Source organism: Planobispora rosea (assembly GCF_014648175.1).
GTDB classification, from domain to species: domain Bacteria; phylum Actinomycetota; class Actinomycetes; order Streptosporangiales; family Streptosporangiaceae; genus Planobispora; species Planobispora rosea.
The window spans coordinates 321949-337522 of the sequence record NZ_BMQP01000001.1 but is presented as its reverse complement, the minus strand read 5'-3'; the positions used below and the strand labels follow the sequence as shown (position 1 = coordinate 337522).

The following is a 15574-nucleotide window of genomic DNA, read 5'->3' as shown; positions in this document are numbered from 1 at the left end:
CGGATGGCCGAGATAGGTAGACGATCCCAGTAGCCCGGTACCGAAACCTTACCGATTCGGCCTGAAGGCGCCCGCTCCTACTCTCGCCGTACCGAGACGAGCTCATGACACGGAGAGTGAGATGAACGAACTGCTCACGCCGGTCACCGGCGGCGCACTGAACCTCCCCAACCGCCTGGTCATGGCTCCCATGACGCGGAGCCGGGCCTGGAACGGACTCGTCGGTGAATCGACCGCCGAGTACTACGCCCAGCGTGCCAGCGCCGGTCTGATCATCACCGAGGGCACCCAGCCGTGCGTGATCGGCCAAGGCTACATCGACACGCCGGGTCTGCATTCGCCCGAGCAGGTGGCGGCCTGGCGGCTGGTGACGGACGCGGTGCACCGGCGAGGCGGACGCATCGCGGTCCAGCTCATGCACTCCGGGCGAATCGGCCATCCCTGCCTGTACCCGACAGGCGAGTCTCCCGTGGCGCCGTCGGCCATCCGTTCCGGCGAGCGGCTCTACACGCCCGGGGGACTGCTCGATCACCCGATCCCGCGGGAGATGACCTTGGCCGACATCGAGCAGGCCATCGAACAGTTCGCGGCCTCGGCCCGGCTGGCGATGGAGGCCGGCTTCGACGCGGTCGAACTGCACGGCGCCAGCGGCTACCTGATCCACCAGTTCCTGTCGGACAACACCAACCGGCGTACCGACGCCTACGGCGGTTCGGTAACCGGACGGATCAGGTTCGCCGTGGAAGTCGTGCAGGCCGTCAGCGACGCCGTCGGCCCCGACCGTACCGGGATCCGCCTCTCTCCCGGCATCACCTACAACGGCATGAACGAAGGCGACACCGAGATCCTGTACGGGGAACTGGCCCGCGCGCTCGCCCCGTACGGCCTGGCGTACATGCACGTCGCGGAGAACGACACCCGCGATGTGACCAAGATCATTCGTTCGGAGTGGCCCGGGCCGCTCATCCTCAACCCGCACCCGTGGAGCGGTGACGGGCCCGCCACCCCCGCCGACGGGCTCGAGGCACTGCGCTCCGGCCTGGCCGACGCCGTTTCCTTCGGCCGGTTGTGGCTGGCCAACCCCGACCTCCCGGTGCGGATCGCGAGGGGCGGCCCGTACAACGAGGCCGACCCGACGACCTTCTACGGCGGCGACCACCACGGCTACACCGACTACCCGGTGCTGCCGGCGACCGGGGAGGGACGATGAGCGACTCGTCCCCTCTCCGGACGGCCGGCCGCCCCGGCATGCCGCAGCAGCCGACGCCGTCAGGACGCGGGGTCCCGGCGGTGTGGCTGGCGCTGCTTGCGGGGCCGCTCTCCTTCGGCATCGCCGGGCCCAGCCTCATCCTGCCGGATGCGGCCCGCGACCTTGGGGTGAGCCTCGGCGCGGCGACCTGGATCGTCACCGCGTTCGGCTGGGCCATCGCGCTGGGCACCCCGCTGATGGCGGGCCTGCAGAACCACCAGGGGGTGCGCCGGGCGTTGTCCGCCTGCACCGCGTTGGTGGCCCTGGGCGCGGTGCTGGTGGCAGCCGTACCGTCACTACCGGTGCTGATGCTCGGCAGCGCGGCTCAGGGGCTGGGCACGGCAGGGTTCACCACGATCGCCATGAGCCTCACCCGCTCGGCACGTTCGATGGGGTTGGTCACCTCCTCACTGGCAACGGTGGGAGCCGCCGCTCCGCTGATCACCGACCTGACTGCAGGAGCGCTGTCGTGGCGGGCGGGCCTGGCACTGCCCGCACTGAGCCTGCTGGCCGTTCCAGGCGTGTTGCACCACCGCCCGGCGGACCCGTCCCCCGAGTCCTCCTTCGACCCGCGAGGGGCGGCGCTGCTGACTGCGCTGGTCACAGCGCTGGTATTCGTGCCTCACTCGTGGCCGCCGGCGGCGGCCTGCGCCCTGACCGCCGGCGGACTGCTGTGGCTGCACCTGCGCACCAGACCCGACGGATTCGTACCCGCATCGATCCTTCGCGCTCCGGTGTTCCTGCTGACGTCCGGACTGGCGTTCCTGCTGGCTGCGGTCAACTTCGCGATGATCTACCTACTGCCCGCCCTTCTGACCGAGCAGACGGGTTGGAGCAGCGGTGCGGTGGGGATGGCCATCCTGTGGCCGCTGCTGTTCGGCGGGGTGGCCTCGTACGCGACGATCGCCGCCACCGCGAAGGCACCCGTGAAAACCGTCGCCGTCCTGTTTCCCGGTCTGGCGGCAACCGGCGCGGTGCTGGCGGGCGCCGCAGCATCACCGGTCCTCCTTCTCACCGCGCAGGCACTCACCTCCCTCGCCGCCGCCTCCGGGCAGGGTGCGTTCGCGGCGCGCGCCGCCGCCGCAGTACCCGGTGACGCGCGGGCGACGGCGATGGGCCAGTTCAACCTCTGTTACCTGCTGGGCGCCGCGTTCGGCCCCGCCATCGCGGCCACGCTCACAGGCTGAGCGGCGATCCGCCCACGGTATGCGGGCCAGGTCGTCGCCGCTCCCCGGTCGGGTAGCACTCGTTGGATCCCCCAGCGGGATTTCGACCCCTGATCCCTGTCTGGCCCGGGTTCACATTCCACATCAGGTGGGGTGACACGTGAATCCGGGACCAGACAGGGTGAAACACCGCTTGGCGTCCCCGTGCCGCATGAGGAGGCGGAATGAGCCGACCCGCGCCCCGGGTCCATGAGCAGGCGGCGATCCCGCCGCACCATCCAGGCATCGGCGGGATTACCGGTCACACCAGTCAGACCCGGCGGGGTTGGCGGTGAAGCACACCGGGTCAGACCCGGTGTGCTTCACCGCCACAGCGGTCCCGGAGCCCACCCCCACGATCGGCGTTCCTGCGCCTCTTCCGTATCGCCCCCTCGACGGTGCCTTTCCCACGGGAATCCATCCGGCGGCAACGGCGCAAACGCCATCCGACTCGTACCGGACAACTCGTGTAATGAAAATTTCAGTGACCATTGACAGACGGAAAACGCTTTCCTACCGTGGCCTTGTCCGTGGACACGGACGCCGCTCACATGCGGACGGCGAGTACTCGCTGGGGGGAATCCGACGCGCAGGCCTCCGGCCTGCCGGACCAGCAAGGAGCTCGACTGTGAGACATGCAAGCACCATGAAGGTGGTAACCGCCGCCCTCACGGGCGCGGCCGTCATCTCGGCCATGGCGGCCGGCGTGTCCGCCGCCTCCGCCTCCACGGCTCCCGCACCCGGGGCCTACACCCTCGTCAACGCCGCCAGCGGCCTGTGCCTGACCGTGCCCGGCGCGTCGTCCGCGGACGGCGTGCAGCTGACCCAGAACGGCTGCGGCGGGTCCGGGCAGACGTGGAACCTGGCCTCCTCCGGCGCGGGGTTCCGGCTCAGCGCCGCGCACAGCGGCAAGTGCGCGGGGATCATCGGGAACAGCACCTCGGCGGGGAAGGCCGTCATTCAGCAGGCTTGTTTGGAAAGCGCTTTCCATACGTGGGAGCTGGAACTCGTCAGCGGATCGACCTACCGGGTCGTCAACACCGGCAGCGACAAGTGCCTCAACGTCAAGGACAGCTCGACCGCCGCCGGCGCGGGAGTGCAGCAGAACTCCTGCGACTCGGTGACCAGCAAGCGCTGGACGCTCAAGCCCGCCGGATCCGGCCCCGACCCGACCGTCACCCCCACCGTCACTCCCACGGTCACCCCCACGACACCCCCGCCCGTGAACGGCCTCGTCGGCTGGGCCACTCAGGGCGGCGGCACAACCGGCGGCGGCAACGCCACACCGGTCACGGTCACCAGCGCCTCGGCTCTGACCGGCGCGCTCTCCGCGAGCGGCGCCTCGGTGATCCGGGTGTCCGGTACCATCTCCTGCTCCGGAATGCTCAAGGTGACCTCGAACAAGACCGTCATCGGCACCTCCGGCGCCACCATCTCCGGATGCGGGTTCAACATCACCCAGGCGTCCAACGTCATCGTCCGCAACCTGACCTTCCGCAACTGGAACGACGACGGCATCCAGGTCCAGTACTCCACCCGGGTGTGGCTCGACCACAACTCCTTCAGCAACGGCTACGACGGCGCCCTGGACATCAAGCGCGCCAGCGACTACGTCACCGTCTCCTGGAACAGGTTCTCCGACCACGACAAGACCATGCTGCTCGGCCACAGCGACGGCAACGGCGGTGAGGACCGCGGCAAGCTGCGCGTGACCTACCACCACAACTGGTTCGACGGCACCAACCAGCGCCACCCCCGGGTGCGGTTCGGCAACCCCGTGCACGTCTACAACAACTACTACTCCAGCATCGGCTCCTACGGCGTCGCCTCCACCCAGGAGGCCGGAGTCCTGGTCGAGGGCAACTACTTCGAGAACACCGAGGACCCCTTCCACCGCGGAGAGGGCTCCTCGGACCCGGGCAGCCTGGTCGCCCGCAACAACCACTTCGTGAACTCCGGCAGCGGCGACGCCGGGGGCAGCGTCGCCTCCATCCCCTACTCCTACAGCCTCGACACGGCCTCCAGCGTCAAGTCGATCGTGACCGCCGGGGCCGGAGCGGGCCGGATCTCCCTCTGACCCCCTGACCGCCGTGCTCCCGGACGGCCGTACTCCCGGACGGCCGAGCCTTCTCGTGGCCGGGCTTCCTGCGAAACCCGGCCACGCCCCGGCCGCCGCACAGACCCGTTTCCCGGATCGCCCGCCCAGGGTCACCCAGGCGGTCGCCGTGCCGGCGGTCCGGAAGACAGGCCCTATCTGCCGGTACGGCTGGCCACGATGGCCTGGAGCGTGCGTTCCAGCGCGTAGGCAGGATCGGCGCCGCCGCCCTTGACCTGCTCGTCGGCGGCGGCGACAGCTTGGAGGGCACGGGCGATCCCCTCGGGACCCCAGCCCCTGAGCTGGCCCTGGACCCGGGTGACCTGCCAGGGAGGCATGCCCAGATGGCTGGCGAGCTGCCCGCCGCGCAGATTGCGCGGCGCTCCCCCCACCTTCGCCAGGGAGCGCAGGCTCCTGGCCAGCGCGCTCACCAGGAGCACCGGGGCCGTCCCCGTCGCCAGCGCCCAGCGCAGCTGCTCCAGGGCATCGCCCAGGCGGCCCTCGACCGCCGAGTCGGCCACGGTGAACCCGCTGACCTCGGCCCGTCCCCGGTGGTAGCGGGCCACCGCCGCCTCGTCGATGACCTTGCCCGGGGTGTCGAAGGCGAGCTGGCTGCACGCGGCGGCGAGCTCCCGCAGGTCGCTGCCGACAGCGTCCAGCAGGGCGGAGGCCGCGTCGCCGCTGACGGTCCGCCCGGCCCGCTTCAGCTCCGCCTTGACGAAGGCGAGCCGTTCGGCCGGCTTGGTGAGCCTGGTGACGGTGACCACGTGCGCCCCGGCCTTCTTCACCCCGTCGACCAGCGCCTTGCCCTTCACTCCTCCGGGATGGGCCAGGACCAGCGTGGTCTCCTCAGCCGGATGCGCCGTATAGGAGACGACCTCGGTGACGACGTCCTTGGTGAGATCCTGGGCCGCGCGGATGACCACCACCGACCGGTCACCGAACAACGACGGCGAGGTCAACCGGGTCAGCTCACCCGGCTCGACCTTCCCGCCGATCAGGTCGTGCACCTCCGCCGCCGGATCCGCCGCCCGCACGGCCGCGATCACCTCGCCGACCGCGCGGTCGGCCAGCAACTCCTCGTCGCCGATTACCAGGGTCACGGGTGCCGGGTCGCTTGCCGCCATGCCGAGCAGCATGCCACGTAACCGCGGCGGACCCGAATCGGCCGGCAAGCCGTTCGCAACTTTTCTGCAGGCGCCGTACGGCACCCTCAGAGTGAGCAGAGGAGGTGAGATCCGCATGAAGAGCACCATTCATCGCCACGCCTGTCCGCGCTGCGGCACCACCCTCGACGAGGGTCCCATCATGTACCGCTGCGCGAACTGCAACCGTTCGGTCTACGCGGCCGACGTGGACACCGAGTTCCACCGGCCGGTCCCGGCGGCGGCCTGACCGCTCAGGACAACGGGGAGCACACCCGCGTATCAGCCATCCGGGGGACGGGGCGGGCCGACGCGGATAAACCCCACACGGACAGGCACGGGACGACACAGGCGAGCCAACGCGGAACAGGCTGAAGCAGGGGCCACCGCGGCCCGGGAACCGCCCGACACGGACCAGGCCGAGGCAGGCAACCGCGGCGCGGGGAACGGTGACACGGGGAGCAGCGACACGGGGAGCAGCGACGATCACCGGCCCCGGACGACGACCGCCAGGCCTCCTTCCTCACGGGCCACCACGGCGAGGTCCCCGGACAGGTCGGTCCGGTAGGTCCGGATGCCGAGCCGGTGCAGGCGGGCGAGGGTTGACGGGGCGGGATGGCCGTAGGAGTTGTCCGCTCCGGCACTGATCAGGGCGGCCCGGGCGCCGACGGCCGCGAAGAAGTCCGGATCGTGCTTCCCGGAGCCGTGATGCGGAACCTTGAAGATCTCGGCGGGCGGGAATCCCCGGCGGAGCAGCTCCGCCTGGGCCTCGGTCTCGATGTCACCGCTGAGCAACGCGGCCCCGGCCGACCAGCGCACGTGAATCACGATGCTGGCGTTGTTGAGCGCGACGCCCTCGCCGCCCCCGCTCTCCACCGGCGGCCCTTCCGGCGGGCCGATGACCGTGAGCTCGGAAGGGCCGAACCTCCAGCTCATCCCCGGCCGTGCCGTCCATTCGGCGATCCCCCGGCGGACAAGACCGCCGCTCAACCTGGCGCCCCCTCCCCCTCCTCCCGCACCGGCGCTGACCACCACGGCTCCCACCCGCCGTCCGCGGAAGACACCGTCCAGACCGCCGACGTGGTCGAAGTGCGGGTGGGTGAGGACGACCAGCGGCACCTCCCGCACACCCATGGATCGCAGGCAGCGATCCACCGGCACCGGATCGGCCCCCGCGTCCACCACCACCGCCCGGCCGGGACCCGCGGCGACCAGCAGCGCGTCACCCTGGCCGACATCGCAGGCCACCAGCAGCCAGCGCGGCGGTGGCCAGCGGGCCACCACCGGAGTCGTCGAAAGAGCGAGCACCGCGAGCATCCCGCCCATCGCGGCGGCGACGAGCCAACGCGATCTCCGGTGGCGTAGCACCAGCACGACGGCCACCGCAGCCGCGATCAGCAGAAGCAGTCCCGGCACACCACTCTGCCAGGGGATCACCGCCAGCGGGAGCCCGGCGGCGTGCCCGGCGACTTCGATGATCCATCCGCAGGCCAGACCCGCCGGGTGGGCCAGCAGCCGGGCGAACGGCATCGACACCGGCGCGGCCAGCGCGGCGGCGAAGCCCAGCAGGGTCGCGGGAGCGACCGCCGGACCCGCCAGGAGATTGGCGGGGACCGCCACCGGGGCGAGCTGCCCGGACATGAGCACGAGGACCGGGGTGACGGCGGCCTGCGCGGCGGCGGGAACGGCGATCGCCTCGGCCACCCAGCGGGGAATCCGGCGAGACGCCCGCCCGGTCGCCTGCTCTGGCCGCCCGGCCGTTCCGATCCGCTGTCCCGCCACCCGATCCAGCCATCCACCCACCTCCCTTGGCCGCCCAGTCATCTGGCTCCGCTGTCCCGCCATCCGGTCCCGCCAGCGGGGGGCCAGGACGAGAATGCCCCCGGTGGCGCACACCGACAGGGCGAACCCGTAGGACCGGGCGAGGACCGGGTCGAACAGGATCAGACCGAGAACGCTCACCGACAGGGCCGCCACCCCGTCGCGGGAGCGCCCCGTGCCGAGCGCCACGGCTGCGACGATGCCCATCAGCAGGGCACGGAGCACGCTGGGTGATGGGCGGGCGACGACCGCGAAGGCGACCATGGCGAACACGGCGAACGCCGCCCTGACCGCGAGTGGCAGCCCGGCCCCGCGTGCCAGCACCACGGCGGCTCCGGCCACGACGGCGAGGTTGGCTCCGCTCACCGCCAGCAGGTGGCTGAGCCCGGCCTCCTTGAAGTCGGCCGCGACCTTCTCCTCCATGCGGGACACGTCGCCGACGACCATGCCGGGCAGCAGACCGCGCCGGTCCGCGGGAAGCACATCCGCCGCCTCGCGCAGCCCGGCGCGAAGCGCTCCCGCCGTCCGCTGCACCCACGACGGCCCGCTCAGGACCCGTGGCGGCCCCCGGACCAGCATCACCGCCGCCAGCAGCTCACCGGGCTCCGCCGGCTTGAACCTTCCCCTGATCTCGACGCGCTGGCTGGGCAGGAGTGACCGCCATTCCTGCCCCGTGGCGAACAGCACCACCGGGACCCGGGTGCGTGTCCGGCCCGCGGCAGTCCCGACCGCCTCGACCCGGGCGGGCACCACGAAGCTCACCCTTCGGAAATCCCCGGTCTGCGGCTTCACCTGCCGCGGGTCGTCTGTCAGCACGGCCTCCGCCGTCGCCGGGGCGTGCCTGCTCGCGAGGTCGGCCACGGGCCCGGTCTCGACGGTGTGCACCCGGAAGGCCACCGCCCCGGCGACCGCCGCCACGCACCCCAGCACCGCGACCGCCGCGTTCCTCCAGGCCGGGGAGGGCCGCACCGGGCTTCTCACCGCGCCCCGGCGCCGACCGCGTCTCCACCGCGCCTCGCCGTACCGGCGCCACGGAACCGGTGTCCGAGAGCACAACCGTGAACCCCACCCCGCCTCGCCACACGGCCTGCGGAACGGCGACAGCATGACGAGGACCGCGCCGGCGGCCGCGACGGTGCCTGCGGCGGCACCGGTCGACGCCGAGCAGCCCAGCAGGACGAGGGCGGCCGCCCAGGAGGCGAGGGCGGGCAGGACGAGCTGGAGGCCGGGTGCGCGCCGTACCGGATGGGAGGGATCACCGGGTGCGGCCGGCGGGCGGCCGTGATCGGCATGCTCGCCGCGGGCCGTCGGCGGGGCGGGGGCTTCCTGGCGGCGCCGGCGGGGAGAGCCGGAAGGATCATGAAGATCTCCGGGGCGGCGGAAGGTCATACGCGGACCTTGTCCTTGATCTCGGCGTATTTCCTGTCGCCGATACCGGTGACCTCGCGGAGCTGCTCGACGCTCCGGAAGCCGCCGTGGCCGTCACGGTATTCGGTGATGCGCCGGGCGAGCACCTCGCCGACACCCGGAAGCCGATCCAGCTGTTCGGCGGTGGCGGTGTTGAGGTCGAGGACGGCTTCGGCCGGGACGGCGGGGTCGACGGGAGTGACCGGTGCCCCCCGGGCCGGGGCGCCGACCACGATCTGCTCGCCGTCGACGAGCCTGCGGGCGAGGTTGAGAGGGCCCGGCGCAGTCCCCTTGCGGATGCCTCCGGCGGCTTGGACCGCGTCGGCGACACGTGAACCGCCGGGCAGGGTGAGCACGCCGGGATGCCGGACTTTGCCGGTGACATGGACGGTGACCTCGGTGACCTCGGACGGCCGTGGCCGCAGGCGCGAGGAGGCGGAGTCCGTCTCCGGGGAGGGGCCGGAGACCGGCGGGGGCGGCGCGAGAGGTTCGGGCTCCGGCCGGGACCACCATGCGTAGAAGCACCCGACGACCACCGCGGCCAGGGCGATGAGGAGCAGCACCCGGAGCCTCGGGCGCCCCGGGTCGAGCTCGGGGGCTCCTGCGGCGACCGCCGTACGGAGGGCTTCGAAGGAGGGCGGGACCGGCAGGGACGGCGGCCGGCCGGCGAGGGCCGCGGCGCGGGCCGTGAGCCCGCCGGGGTCGGGGACGGGCGAGCCGCTCTGACCGTCGGAGCGGGCGTGGGAGGCGACCGGCGCCGTCAGGGCCCGGAGCCGGGACTCGGCCCGGATCCGGTCGGTGGCCTGGTCGGTGGCCTGGGCTGTGGTGCGCACGCCGGAACGTTATGGCGGTGCTGGGAGGCGCCCCCCGGCTGAATCTCGTTCTGGGGATAACCGGTCGGCGAAGGCCGGTCCTGTGGAGAGGCGCTCCTGCCCGGGGAGCGTCACGGAACGGCGGATGAGACGGCCACGCCCAGCATGCCGGGGCCCACGTGAGCGCCGATGACCGCGCCGGCCTCGGCAACGGTGATCCCGGTGAGCGAGGGGATGCGCCGGGCCAGGCGTCCGGCCAGGGTCTCGGCGCGGGAGCGGGCGGCGATGTGCTGCACGGCGACCGCCGCCGGAGCGGAGCCCGCCGCCTGGACGGCCAGTTCCTCAAGGCGGGCGATGGCCCGGGTGGCGGTCCGGACCTTCTCCAGCGGGGAGATCGAACCCTCCGCGATGTGGAGCAACGGCTTGATCATCAAAGCGGATCCGAGCAGGGTCGCCGCGGCGCCGATACGGCCTCCCCTGCGCAGGTACTCCAGGGTGTCCACGTAGAAGAAGCAGCGGGTCCCGTGCATCCGGCGCCGGGCGGCGGCGGCCGCCTCGGCGAGGGCCGCGCCCCTGGCGGCCGCCTCCGCCGCGGCGAGGACGGGGAATCCGAGGCCCATCGCGATCGACCTGCTGTCGATGACCTCCACCGGGATCGACGCGTCCCGCGCGCCGGCCCGGGCCGCCTCGACCGTGCCCGACATCTCTCCGGACAGGTGGACGGAGACCACGCCGGTCGCGCCCCTGGCCGCGGCCTCGTCGTAGGCCTCCGTGAAGCGGCGGGGCGCGGGCCTGGAGGTCGTGACCGGGCTCCACTTCTCGAGCGCCCCGGTCATCTCCGAGGCGCCGATCTGCACCACGTCGTCGAACGGCCTGCCACCGATGATCACCTGGAGCGGCACCACGGTGATTCCCAGCCGCGACGTCTCCTCCTGCGGGAGGTACGCGGTGGAGTCGGTGACGACGGCGACCGATGACGGCATGTCCAGAGATTATCCGAGGAGATCACACCGGGACCGGCGTCACGGCCGGACGCCCGGTCACTGCACGGGGGTGCCGCCGCGCCAGACCCGGCGGGGCTTGAGACCGAAGGCCCAGGCGAAGGCGCCTTCGTGGTCGGCGTCCCACTGGACGATGTCGGCCAGGCGGCCGGGGGCGAGGACGCCCCGGTCGGGGGCGCCGAGAACGGTGGCTCCGCCCAGGGTGGCGGCGCGCAGGGCGTCGCCGACGCTCATTCCGAAGGCCGCGACGGCGAGGCTGACGACCAGCGACATCGACGTGATGCCGCAGTGACCGGGGTTGTGGTCGCTGCCCAGCGCCACGGTGACTCCCTGGGCGAGCATGCGGCGGACCGGCGGCAGACTGCCGTTCTGCAGGGCGGTGCCCGGGCAGACCACGGCGGGGACACCGTAACGGGCGAGGATCGCGATGTCCTCGTCGGAGGTGTGGTGGAGCAGGTCTGCCGAGGCGCAGCCGAGCTCGGCGGCGAGCTGCACGGCCCCGCGGCGGCTGTAGGCGCCGGCGTGCACGCGGGGAAGCAGGCCGACGTTACGGCCCGAGGCGAGGACCCAGCGGGCCTCCTCGGTGGTGAAGTGGCCCTCGTCGCAGTAGACGTCCACGCTGTCGGCACCGGCGGCGGCCGCGTCGGCGCACCAGGCGCCCACGGCCTCGACGTAGTCGCGCTGACGCCCGAAGTACTCCGGGGGGACGACGTGCGCGGCGAGGAACGTGACGTGCACGCGCGGCATCATCGGCTCTTTCTCGAGCTCGCGCAGGAGTCGCACGTCGGCGAGCTCGCCGTCGCGGGTGAGGTGGTAACCGGTCTTGGCCTCGACCGTGGTGGTACCGCTCAGGAGCCAGTCGCGCAGGCGCTCGCGGACGCCGTTGCACAGGGTCCACGGGTCGGTGCCGCGGGTCACCGTGACGGTCGAGCCGATGCCGCCGCCGGCCGCCGTGATCGCGGAGGGAGTGGAACCGCCCGAGCGCATCGCCATCTCGGCGTAGCGGTTGCCCGCGTAGACGGGATGGGTGTGGGCGTCGATCAGGCCGGGGGTGACCAGGGCACCCCCCAGGTTCTCGACGTGGTCCACGTCGACGATGTCGTCCACCACCCCGGGGACGCTCTGCGGCAGGTCCGCGGCGCGCCCGACCCAGGCGATGCGGTCGTTGTGCACGAGGATCGCGGCGTTGCTGCAGACGTCGTTGCCGGTCCAGAGCCGGCCGATGTTGGTCAGCAGGCGGACCGTCATCGCATCACCGCCTTGTGCGCAGGGAAAGGCACCTGAAGGGAAGGGGCCGCCGGGCGTGATGAGGGAACCCGGCCGGTGCCGGGCACCCTGCCCGCCGGATCCGCTCCTCGTCCGGACGACATCGGAATCTCCTGCTCTCATCCGCTCCGTATGTGCGGCACGGTATCGCCAGCAGCATGATCCAGCGGTTTCAGTTCAGTTACGTTATTTCACAGGTTGGCTTGCTGTACAGGCTAATTGGGAAGAACGCCGCTTCGTTGCGACCTTGCCCGGTTCACCCACTCTGTCCCCGCAACAAACATCGAGCACGTTTTCGCAGATCAGGACACTTTTTTCCCACCTGTCCCACCAGACGTCAAGCAGACTCGCGCCATAACGTCTCGTTAGATTTGCCTCATGGTAGCAACCTAAACCTTGACCGACTACTGTCCGATTTATGGCGTTTTGCGGCTTTCTGCGGGATTCAACTCCACCTCGAGAGCACACTTGAATGCAAGCCCGTCCATTGAACAAGGGAATGGAACCTCCATAGGCTGACAAATCCAACGCCTCGACACGGCTCACCCACCTCCGGCGGACATGCTCCCGGCGCGAGCCGGTGCCGCCAGCCGGCCGAGGGGCCATACCCCGGGGGCGCCGGGGAGGCGGAGACGGCGCGCGAGAGACTTGTTCGCGGATGTTCACAGATTCACCATCCACTGCCGACAAAAATCTTCATAGTGTCACAGGGTAATCATTCCCATACTATGAGTCACATATAGCGTAACCAGCCAACAATTCATAGCCTTTCGGGCGAACTATCCGAAGGCTGTCCCCATAGGAGTGACCTTGACCGTCCCAGTGGACGCTGGCCGGCGTCGTATAGAAGAGCTTCTGGAGGAGCACGAGGAGCAGATCCTCGGGCGCTGGTTCGAGATAGCCGGGACCATGTCCGGTGGTCATGTGGACCGCGGGGGCGCGGCGGTCCCCTTCGGGGAGATATACCGGGCGCTGCGCCGTTCCCTCACCGGCTCCGAGGGCGGCAGCGACCTGCGCGGGCTGCTGGCCGAGCTGTCCCGTTCGCGGGCCCGCCACGGATTCACGCCGTCCGAGACCGCCAGCGTGGTGTTCGGCCTCAAGGAGGCCGTCTACGAGATCGTCGAAGCCGACGGCACGCCCGAGGCCCTGCGGGGCTTCATCTGGTTCTCCCGGCTCGTCGACGAGCACGGCCTCTTCACGTTCGAGACGTACGCGGCAGCCAGAGAGAGGATCATCGCCGACCAGGCCGAGCAGCTTCTGGAGCTCTCGACCCCGGTGGTGAAGCTGTGGGAGGGCATCGTCGCGGTGCCGCTGGTCGGCACGCTCGACTCCGCCAGGACCCAGGTCGTGATGGAGAAACTGCTGCAGACGCTGGTGGAGACCGGCTCCGAGCACGCGGTGATCGACATCACCGGCGTGCCGGCGGTGGACACCCAGGTCGCCCAGCACCTGCTCAAGACCGTGATGGCCGCACGGCTGATGGGCGCGGAGTGTGTGATCTCCGGTATCCGCCCGCAGATCGCCCACACCATCGTCACCCTCGGCATCGAGTTCGGCGACATCGTCACCAAGGCCTCGCTGGCCGACGCCCTGGTCCATGCGCTGCGCCAGAGCGGCGTCGAGTTCGCCGAGGCCCGCAGCCCGCGCATCGCCGTACGGACGGAGGCCGGCTGATGGACCGGGTGCCCGTTCTCAAACTCGGCGACATCCTCATCGTCTCCATCCAGATCGATCTCCAGGACCAGAGCGTTCTCGCCCTCCAGGAAGACCTGGCGGACAAGGTGGTCCAGACCGGTGCGCGAGGAGTGATCATCGATATCACCGCGGTGGAGATCATCGACTCCTTCATCGGCCGGATGTTGTCCACGATCGCCTCGATCACCCGCTTGCTCGACGCGGAGACGGTCGTCGTGGGCATGCGGCCGGCGGTCGCGATCACTCTCGTGGAGCTGGGTCTCTCACTCGGCGGAGTACGGACGGCCCTCAACCTGGAGAAGGGCGTCGCCCTGCTGAACCACCTCGACGGTGCGCGACTCGCCGTGGCCCCCCGATGACCTCCTCCGGTGAACTGCCGATCAACGGGAACGGCGACGTGGTCCTGGTCCGGCAGGAGGTCAGGGCCGCCGCCCTGGAGGCGGGACTCTCCCTGGTGGACCAGACCAAGATCGTGACCGCCGCCAGTGAGCTGGCCCGCAACGCCCTGGTCTACGCGGGAGGGGGGCGGGTCCGGATCGAGATCGTGCGCAACGGCGTACGGGCGGGCCTGCGCCTGACCTTCAGCGACGACGGTCCCGGCATTCCCGACATCGAACAGGCCCTCGTCGACGGATGGACCACGGGCAACGGCCTCGGCCTGGGTCTGAGCGGCTCCCGCCGCCTGGTCGACGAGTTCGACCTGAGGTCGGCTCCCGGCGAGGGGACGCTGATCACGGTGACGAAATGGGCACGGTGATCCCTTCCCAGAACGACGTCTGGACCAGGGCCGAGGACGCGAGCGTGATCGGCTCTCTCCGCCGTGCCGCCGTCACGCTCGCCCAGGCGCGCGGGTTCGGCGAGAAGGACACCGGCCGGATGGCCGTCGCGGTGAGCGAGGCCGCATCGAACCTGGTCAAGCATGCCGTCGAGGGGGTCATGCTGATCCGGCCGCATCCGGAGCTGCCCTCCGCGATCGAGATCGTCGCGGTGGATCGCGGGCCGGGCATGCACGACGTCCCCCGCGCCCTGCGGGACGGGTACTCCACCACCGGCACGCTCGGCATCGGGCTGGGCGGCATCGCGCGCATGGCCAGCGCATACGAGATCCACTCCGTTCCCGGCACGGGCACGGTGGTGGCCATGTGCTTCATCCCGCGCGGGGCCTCCCTCCCGCCTTTCCGGGTCGGCGGTATGAGCCGTCCGATCGGCGAGGAGATCGTCTGCGGTGACGCGTACACGATCGTCGAGAGCGATTCCGCCACCACCGTGATGGTGTGCGACGGTCTCGGCCACGGTGACGCGGCGGCCCACGCCTCGCGGGAGGCGGGGCGGGTGTTCCAGCAGGAGGCGGAGCGGGCGGCCCTGGCGGGCACCGCCCTCGTGCCGGCCGCCGTGGTGGAGCAGATCCACCGCGGGCTCACCCGCACCCGCGGCGGGGCGGTCGCCGTGGCGCGGCTGGACCGCGCCACGGGCGTCGTCCGCTTCGCCGGGCTCGGCAACGTCTCGGCCTGGATCGCGCATCCGGAGGGCCGGCAGGGCCTGATCTCGGTGCCGGGCATCGCCGGTCACCAGGCGCCGCGCACACTCCGGCAGTACGAGTACGCCATGCCGTCCCACGGCGTGCTGGTCCTCCACTCCGACGGACTCTCCGACCGCTGGAACCCCGCCTCCTACCCGGGATTGATCACGTACTCCCCCTCCGTCATCGCCGCCACGCTGCTGCGCGACGCCGGGACCCGCAGGGACGACGCGTGCGTGGTCGTGGTGAGGCCGGAAACATGAGTGCCTATATACCGGATATATCCGGCAGTAGACAGCTGAACAGGCCGGAGGCGAGGCGGAGCATGACCGGTGGCGCATCGGACGCCCCCGGAGGCG

13 protein-coding genes are annotated in these 15574 nt (G+C 71.2%); 8 read left to right on the top strand and 5 right to left on the bottom strand.

Annotated elements, in window-relative coordinates:
- The first annotated feature begins 121 nt into the window (after nt 1-121).
- The 3 genes from IEZ08_RS01445 to IEZ08_RS01435 all read left to right on the top strand — a co-directional run bounded on the left by IEZ08_RS01445 (nt 122) and on the right by IEZ08_RS01435 (nt 4531).
- Nucleotides 122-1210, top strand: coding sequence for an alkene reductase (locus IEZ08_RS01445; RefSeq protein WP_068922058.1), 1089 nt, complete (start codon nt 122-124; stop codon nt 1208-1210).
- Complete coding sequence (locus IEZ08_RS01440; RefSeq protein ID WP_229802841.1) at nt 1207-2436, top strand: MFS transporter; 1230 nt, start codon at nt 1207-1209, stop codon at nt 2434-2436. Before IEZ08_RS01445 ends, IEZ08_RS01440 begins: the two co-directional genes overlap by 4 nt.
- 664 nt (nt 2437-3100) lie before the next feature.
- Nucleotides 3101-4531 (top strand): pectate lyase family protein, encoded by a 1431-nt coding sequence (locus tag IEZ08_RS01435; protein WP_203863199.1) that lies wholly within the window; start codon nt 3101-3103, stop codon nt 4529-4531.
- A 173-nt stretch (nt 4532-4704) separates the two neighbouring features.
- Here the strand turns inward: IEZ08_RS01435 and holA are convergent, their stop codons facing one another.
- A complete protein-coding gene (holA, locus tag IEZ08_RS01430; protein ID WP_068922056.1) occupies nt 4705-5688 on the bottom strand; it encodes a DNA polymerase III subunit delta in 984 nt (327 codons plus the stop codon).
- A 103-nt stretch (nt 5689-5791) separates the two neighbouring features.
- Here holA and IEZ08_RS01425 point away from each other — a divergent pair, with 103 nt between their 5' ends.
- Nucleotides 5792-5944, top strand: coding sequence for a hypothetical protein (locus IEZ08_RS01425; protein WP_176728419.1), 153 nt, complete (start codon nt 5792-5794; stop codon nt 5942-5944).
- Nucleotides 5945-6180: 236 nt separating this feature from the next.
- Here IEZ08_RS01425 and IEZ08_RS01420 read toward each other — a convergent pair whose 3' ends face one another.
- The 4 genes from IEZ08_RS01420 to hutI all read right to left on the bottom strand — a co-directional run bounded on the left by IEZ08_RS01420 (nt 6181) and on the right by hutI (nt 11983).
- Nucleotides 6181-8904 (bottom strand): ComEC/Rec2 family competence protein, encoded by a 2724-nt coding sequence (locus tag IEZ08_RS01420; RefSeq protein WP_189241493.1) that lies wholly within the window; start codon nt 8902-8904, stop codon nt 6181-6183.
- Nucleotides 8901-9755, bottom strand: coding sequence for a ComEA family DNA-binding protein (locus tag IEZ08_RS01415; RefSeq protein ID WP_229802840.1), 855 nt, complete (start codon nt 9753-9755; stop codon nt 8901-8903). Before IEZ08_RS01415 ends, IEZ08_RS01420 begins: the two co-directional genes overlap by 4 nt.
- A gap of 110 nt (nt 9756-9865) precedes the next feature.
- Nucleotides 9866-10717, bottom strand: a complete 852-nt coding sequence (locus IEZ08_RS01410) for a DegV family protein (RefSeq protein WP_189241492.1) — start codon at nt 10715-10717, stop codon at nt 9866-9868.
- Between the two features lie 57 nt (nt 10718-10774).
- Nucleotides 10775-11983, bottom strand: a complete 1209-nt coding sequence (gene hutI, locus IEZ08_RS01405; RefSeq protein WP_068922054.1) for an imidazolonepropionase — start codon at nt 11981-11983, stop codon at nt 10775-10777.
- An 822-nt stretch (nt 11984-12805) separates the two neighbouring features.
- Between hutI and IEZ08_RS01400 the strand changes: the two genes are divergently transcribed.
- The 4 genes from IEZ08_RS01400 to IEZ08_RS01385 are packed head-to-tail and all read left to right on the top strand — an operon-like array spanning nt 12806 to nt 15478.
- The gene (locus tag IEZ08_RS01400; protein WP_373294318.1) at nt 12806-13675 is read left to right on the top strand and encodes an STAS domain-containing protein; all 870 of its coding nucleotides are present in this window, start codon (nt 12806-12808) and stop codon (nt 13673-13675) included.
- A complete protein-coding gene (locus tag IEZ08_RS01395) occupies nt 13675-14055 on the top strand; it encodes an STAS domain-containing protein (RefSeq protein WP_176728418.1) in 381 nt (126 codons plus the stop codon). The genes IEZ08_RS01400 and IEZ08_RS01395 overlap by 1 nt, the downstream gene beginning before the upstream one ends.
- Nucleotides 14052-14453: an anti-sigma regulatory factor gene (locus IEZ08_RS01390; protein WP_068922052.1), complete on the top strand. Its 402-nt coding sequence runs from the start codon at nt 14052-14054 to the stop codon at nt 14451-14453. Before IEZ08_RS01395 ends, IEZ08_RS01390 begins: the two co-directional genes overlap by 4 nt.
- A complete protein-coding gene (locus IEZ08_RS01385; RefSeq protein ID WP_068922051.1) occupies nt 14441-15478 on the top strand; it encodes an ATP-binding protein in 1038 nt (345 codons plus the stop codon). Before IEZ08_RS01390 ends, IEZ08_RS01385 begins: the two co-directional genes overlap by 13 nt.
- The last annotated feature ends 96 nt before the right edge of the window (nt 15479-15574 follow it).

Excerpts from the sequence above, each read along its gene's own strand:
- IEZ08_RS01440 (WP_229802841.1), top strand. The coding sequence starts at position 1,207 with ATGAGCGACTCGTCCCCTCTCCGGACGGCCGGCCGCCCCGGCATGCCG.
- IEZ08_RS01445 (WP_068922058.1), top strand. The coding sequence starts at position 122 with ATGAACGAACTGCTCACGCCGGTCACCGGCGGCGCACTGAACCTCCCC.
- IEZ08_RS01420 (WP_189241493.1), bottom strand. The coding sequence starts at position 8,904 with ATGACCTTCCGCCGCCCCGGAGATCTTCATGATCCTTCCGGCTCTCCC.
- holA (WP_068922056.1), bottom strand. The coding sequence starts at position 5,688 with ATGCTGCTCGGCATGGCGGCAAGCGACCCGGCACCCGTGACCCTGGTA.
- IEZ08_RS01410 (WP_189241492.1), bottom strand. The coding sequence starts at position 10,717 with ATGCCGTCATCGGTCGCCGTCGTCACCGACTCCACCGCGTACCTCCCG.
- hutI (WP_068922054.1), bottom strand. The coding sequence starts at position 11,983 with ATGACGGTCCGCCTGCTGACCAACATCGGCCGGCTCTGGACCGGCAAC.
- IEZ08_RS01435 (WP_203863199.1), top strand. The coding sequence starts at position 3,101 with ATGAAGGTGGTAACCGCCGCCCTCACGGGCGCGGCCGTCATCTCGGCC.
- IEZ08_RS01390 (WP_068922052.1), top strand. The coding sequence starts at position 14,052 with ATGACCTCCTCCGGTGAACTGCCGATCAACGGGAACGGCGACGTGGTC.
- IEZ08_RS01385 (WP_068922051.1), top strand. The coding sequence starts at position 14,441 with ATGGGCACGGTGATCCCTTCCCAGAACGACGTCTGGACCAGGGCCGAG.
- IEZ08_RS01395 (WP_176728418.1), top strand. The coding sequence starts at position 13,675 with ATGGACCGGGTGCCCGTTCTCAAACTCGGCGACATCCTCATCGTCTCC.
- IEZ08_RS01425 (WP_176728419.1), top strand. The coding sequence starts at position 5,792 with ATGAAGAGCACCATTCATCGCCACGCCTGTCCGCGCTGCGGCACCACC.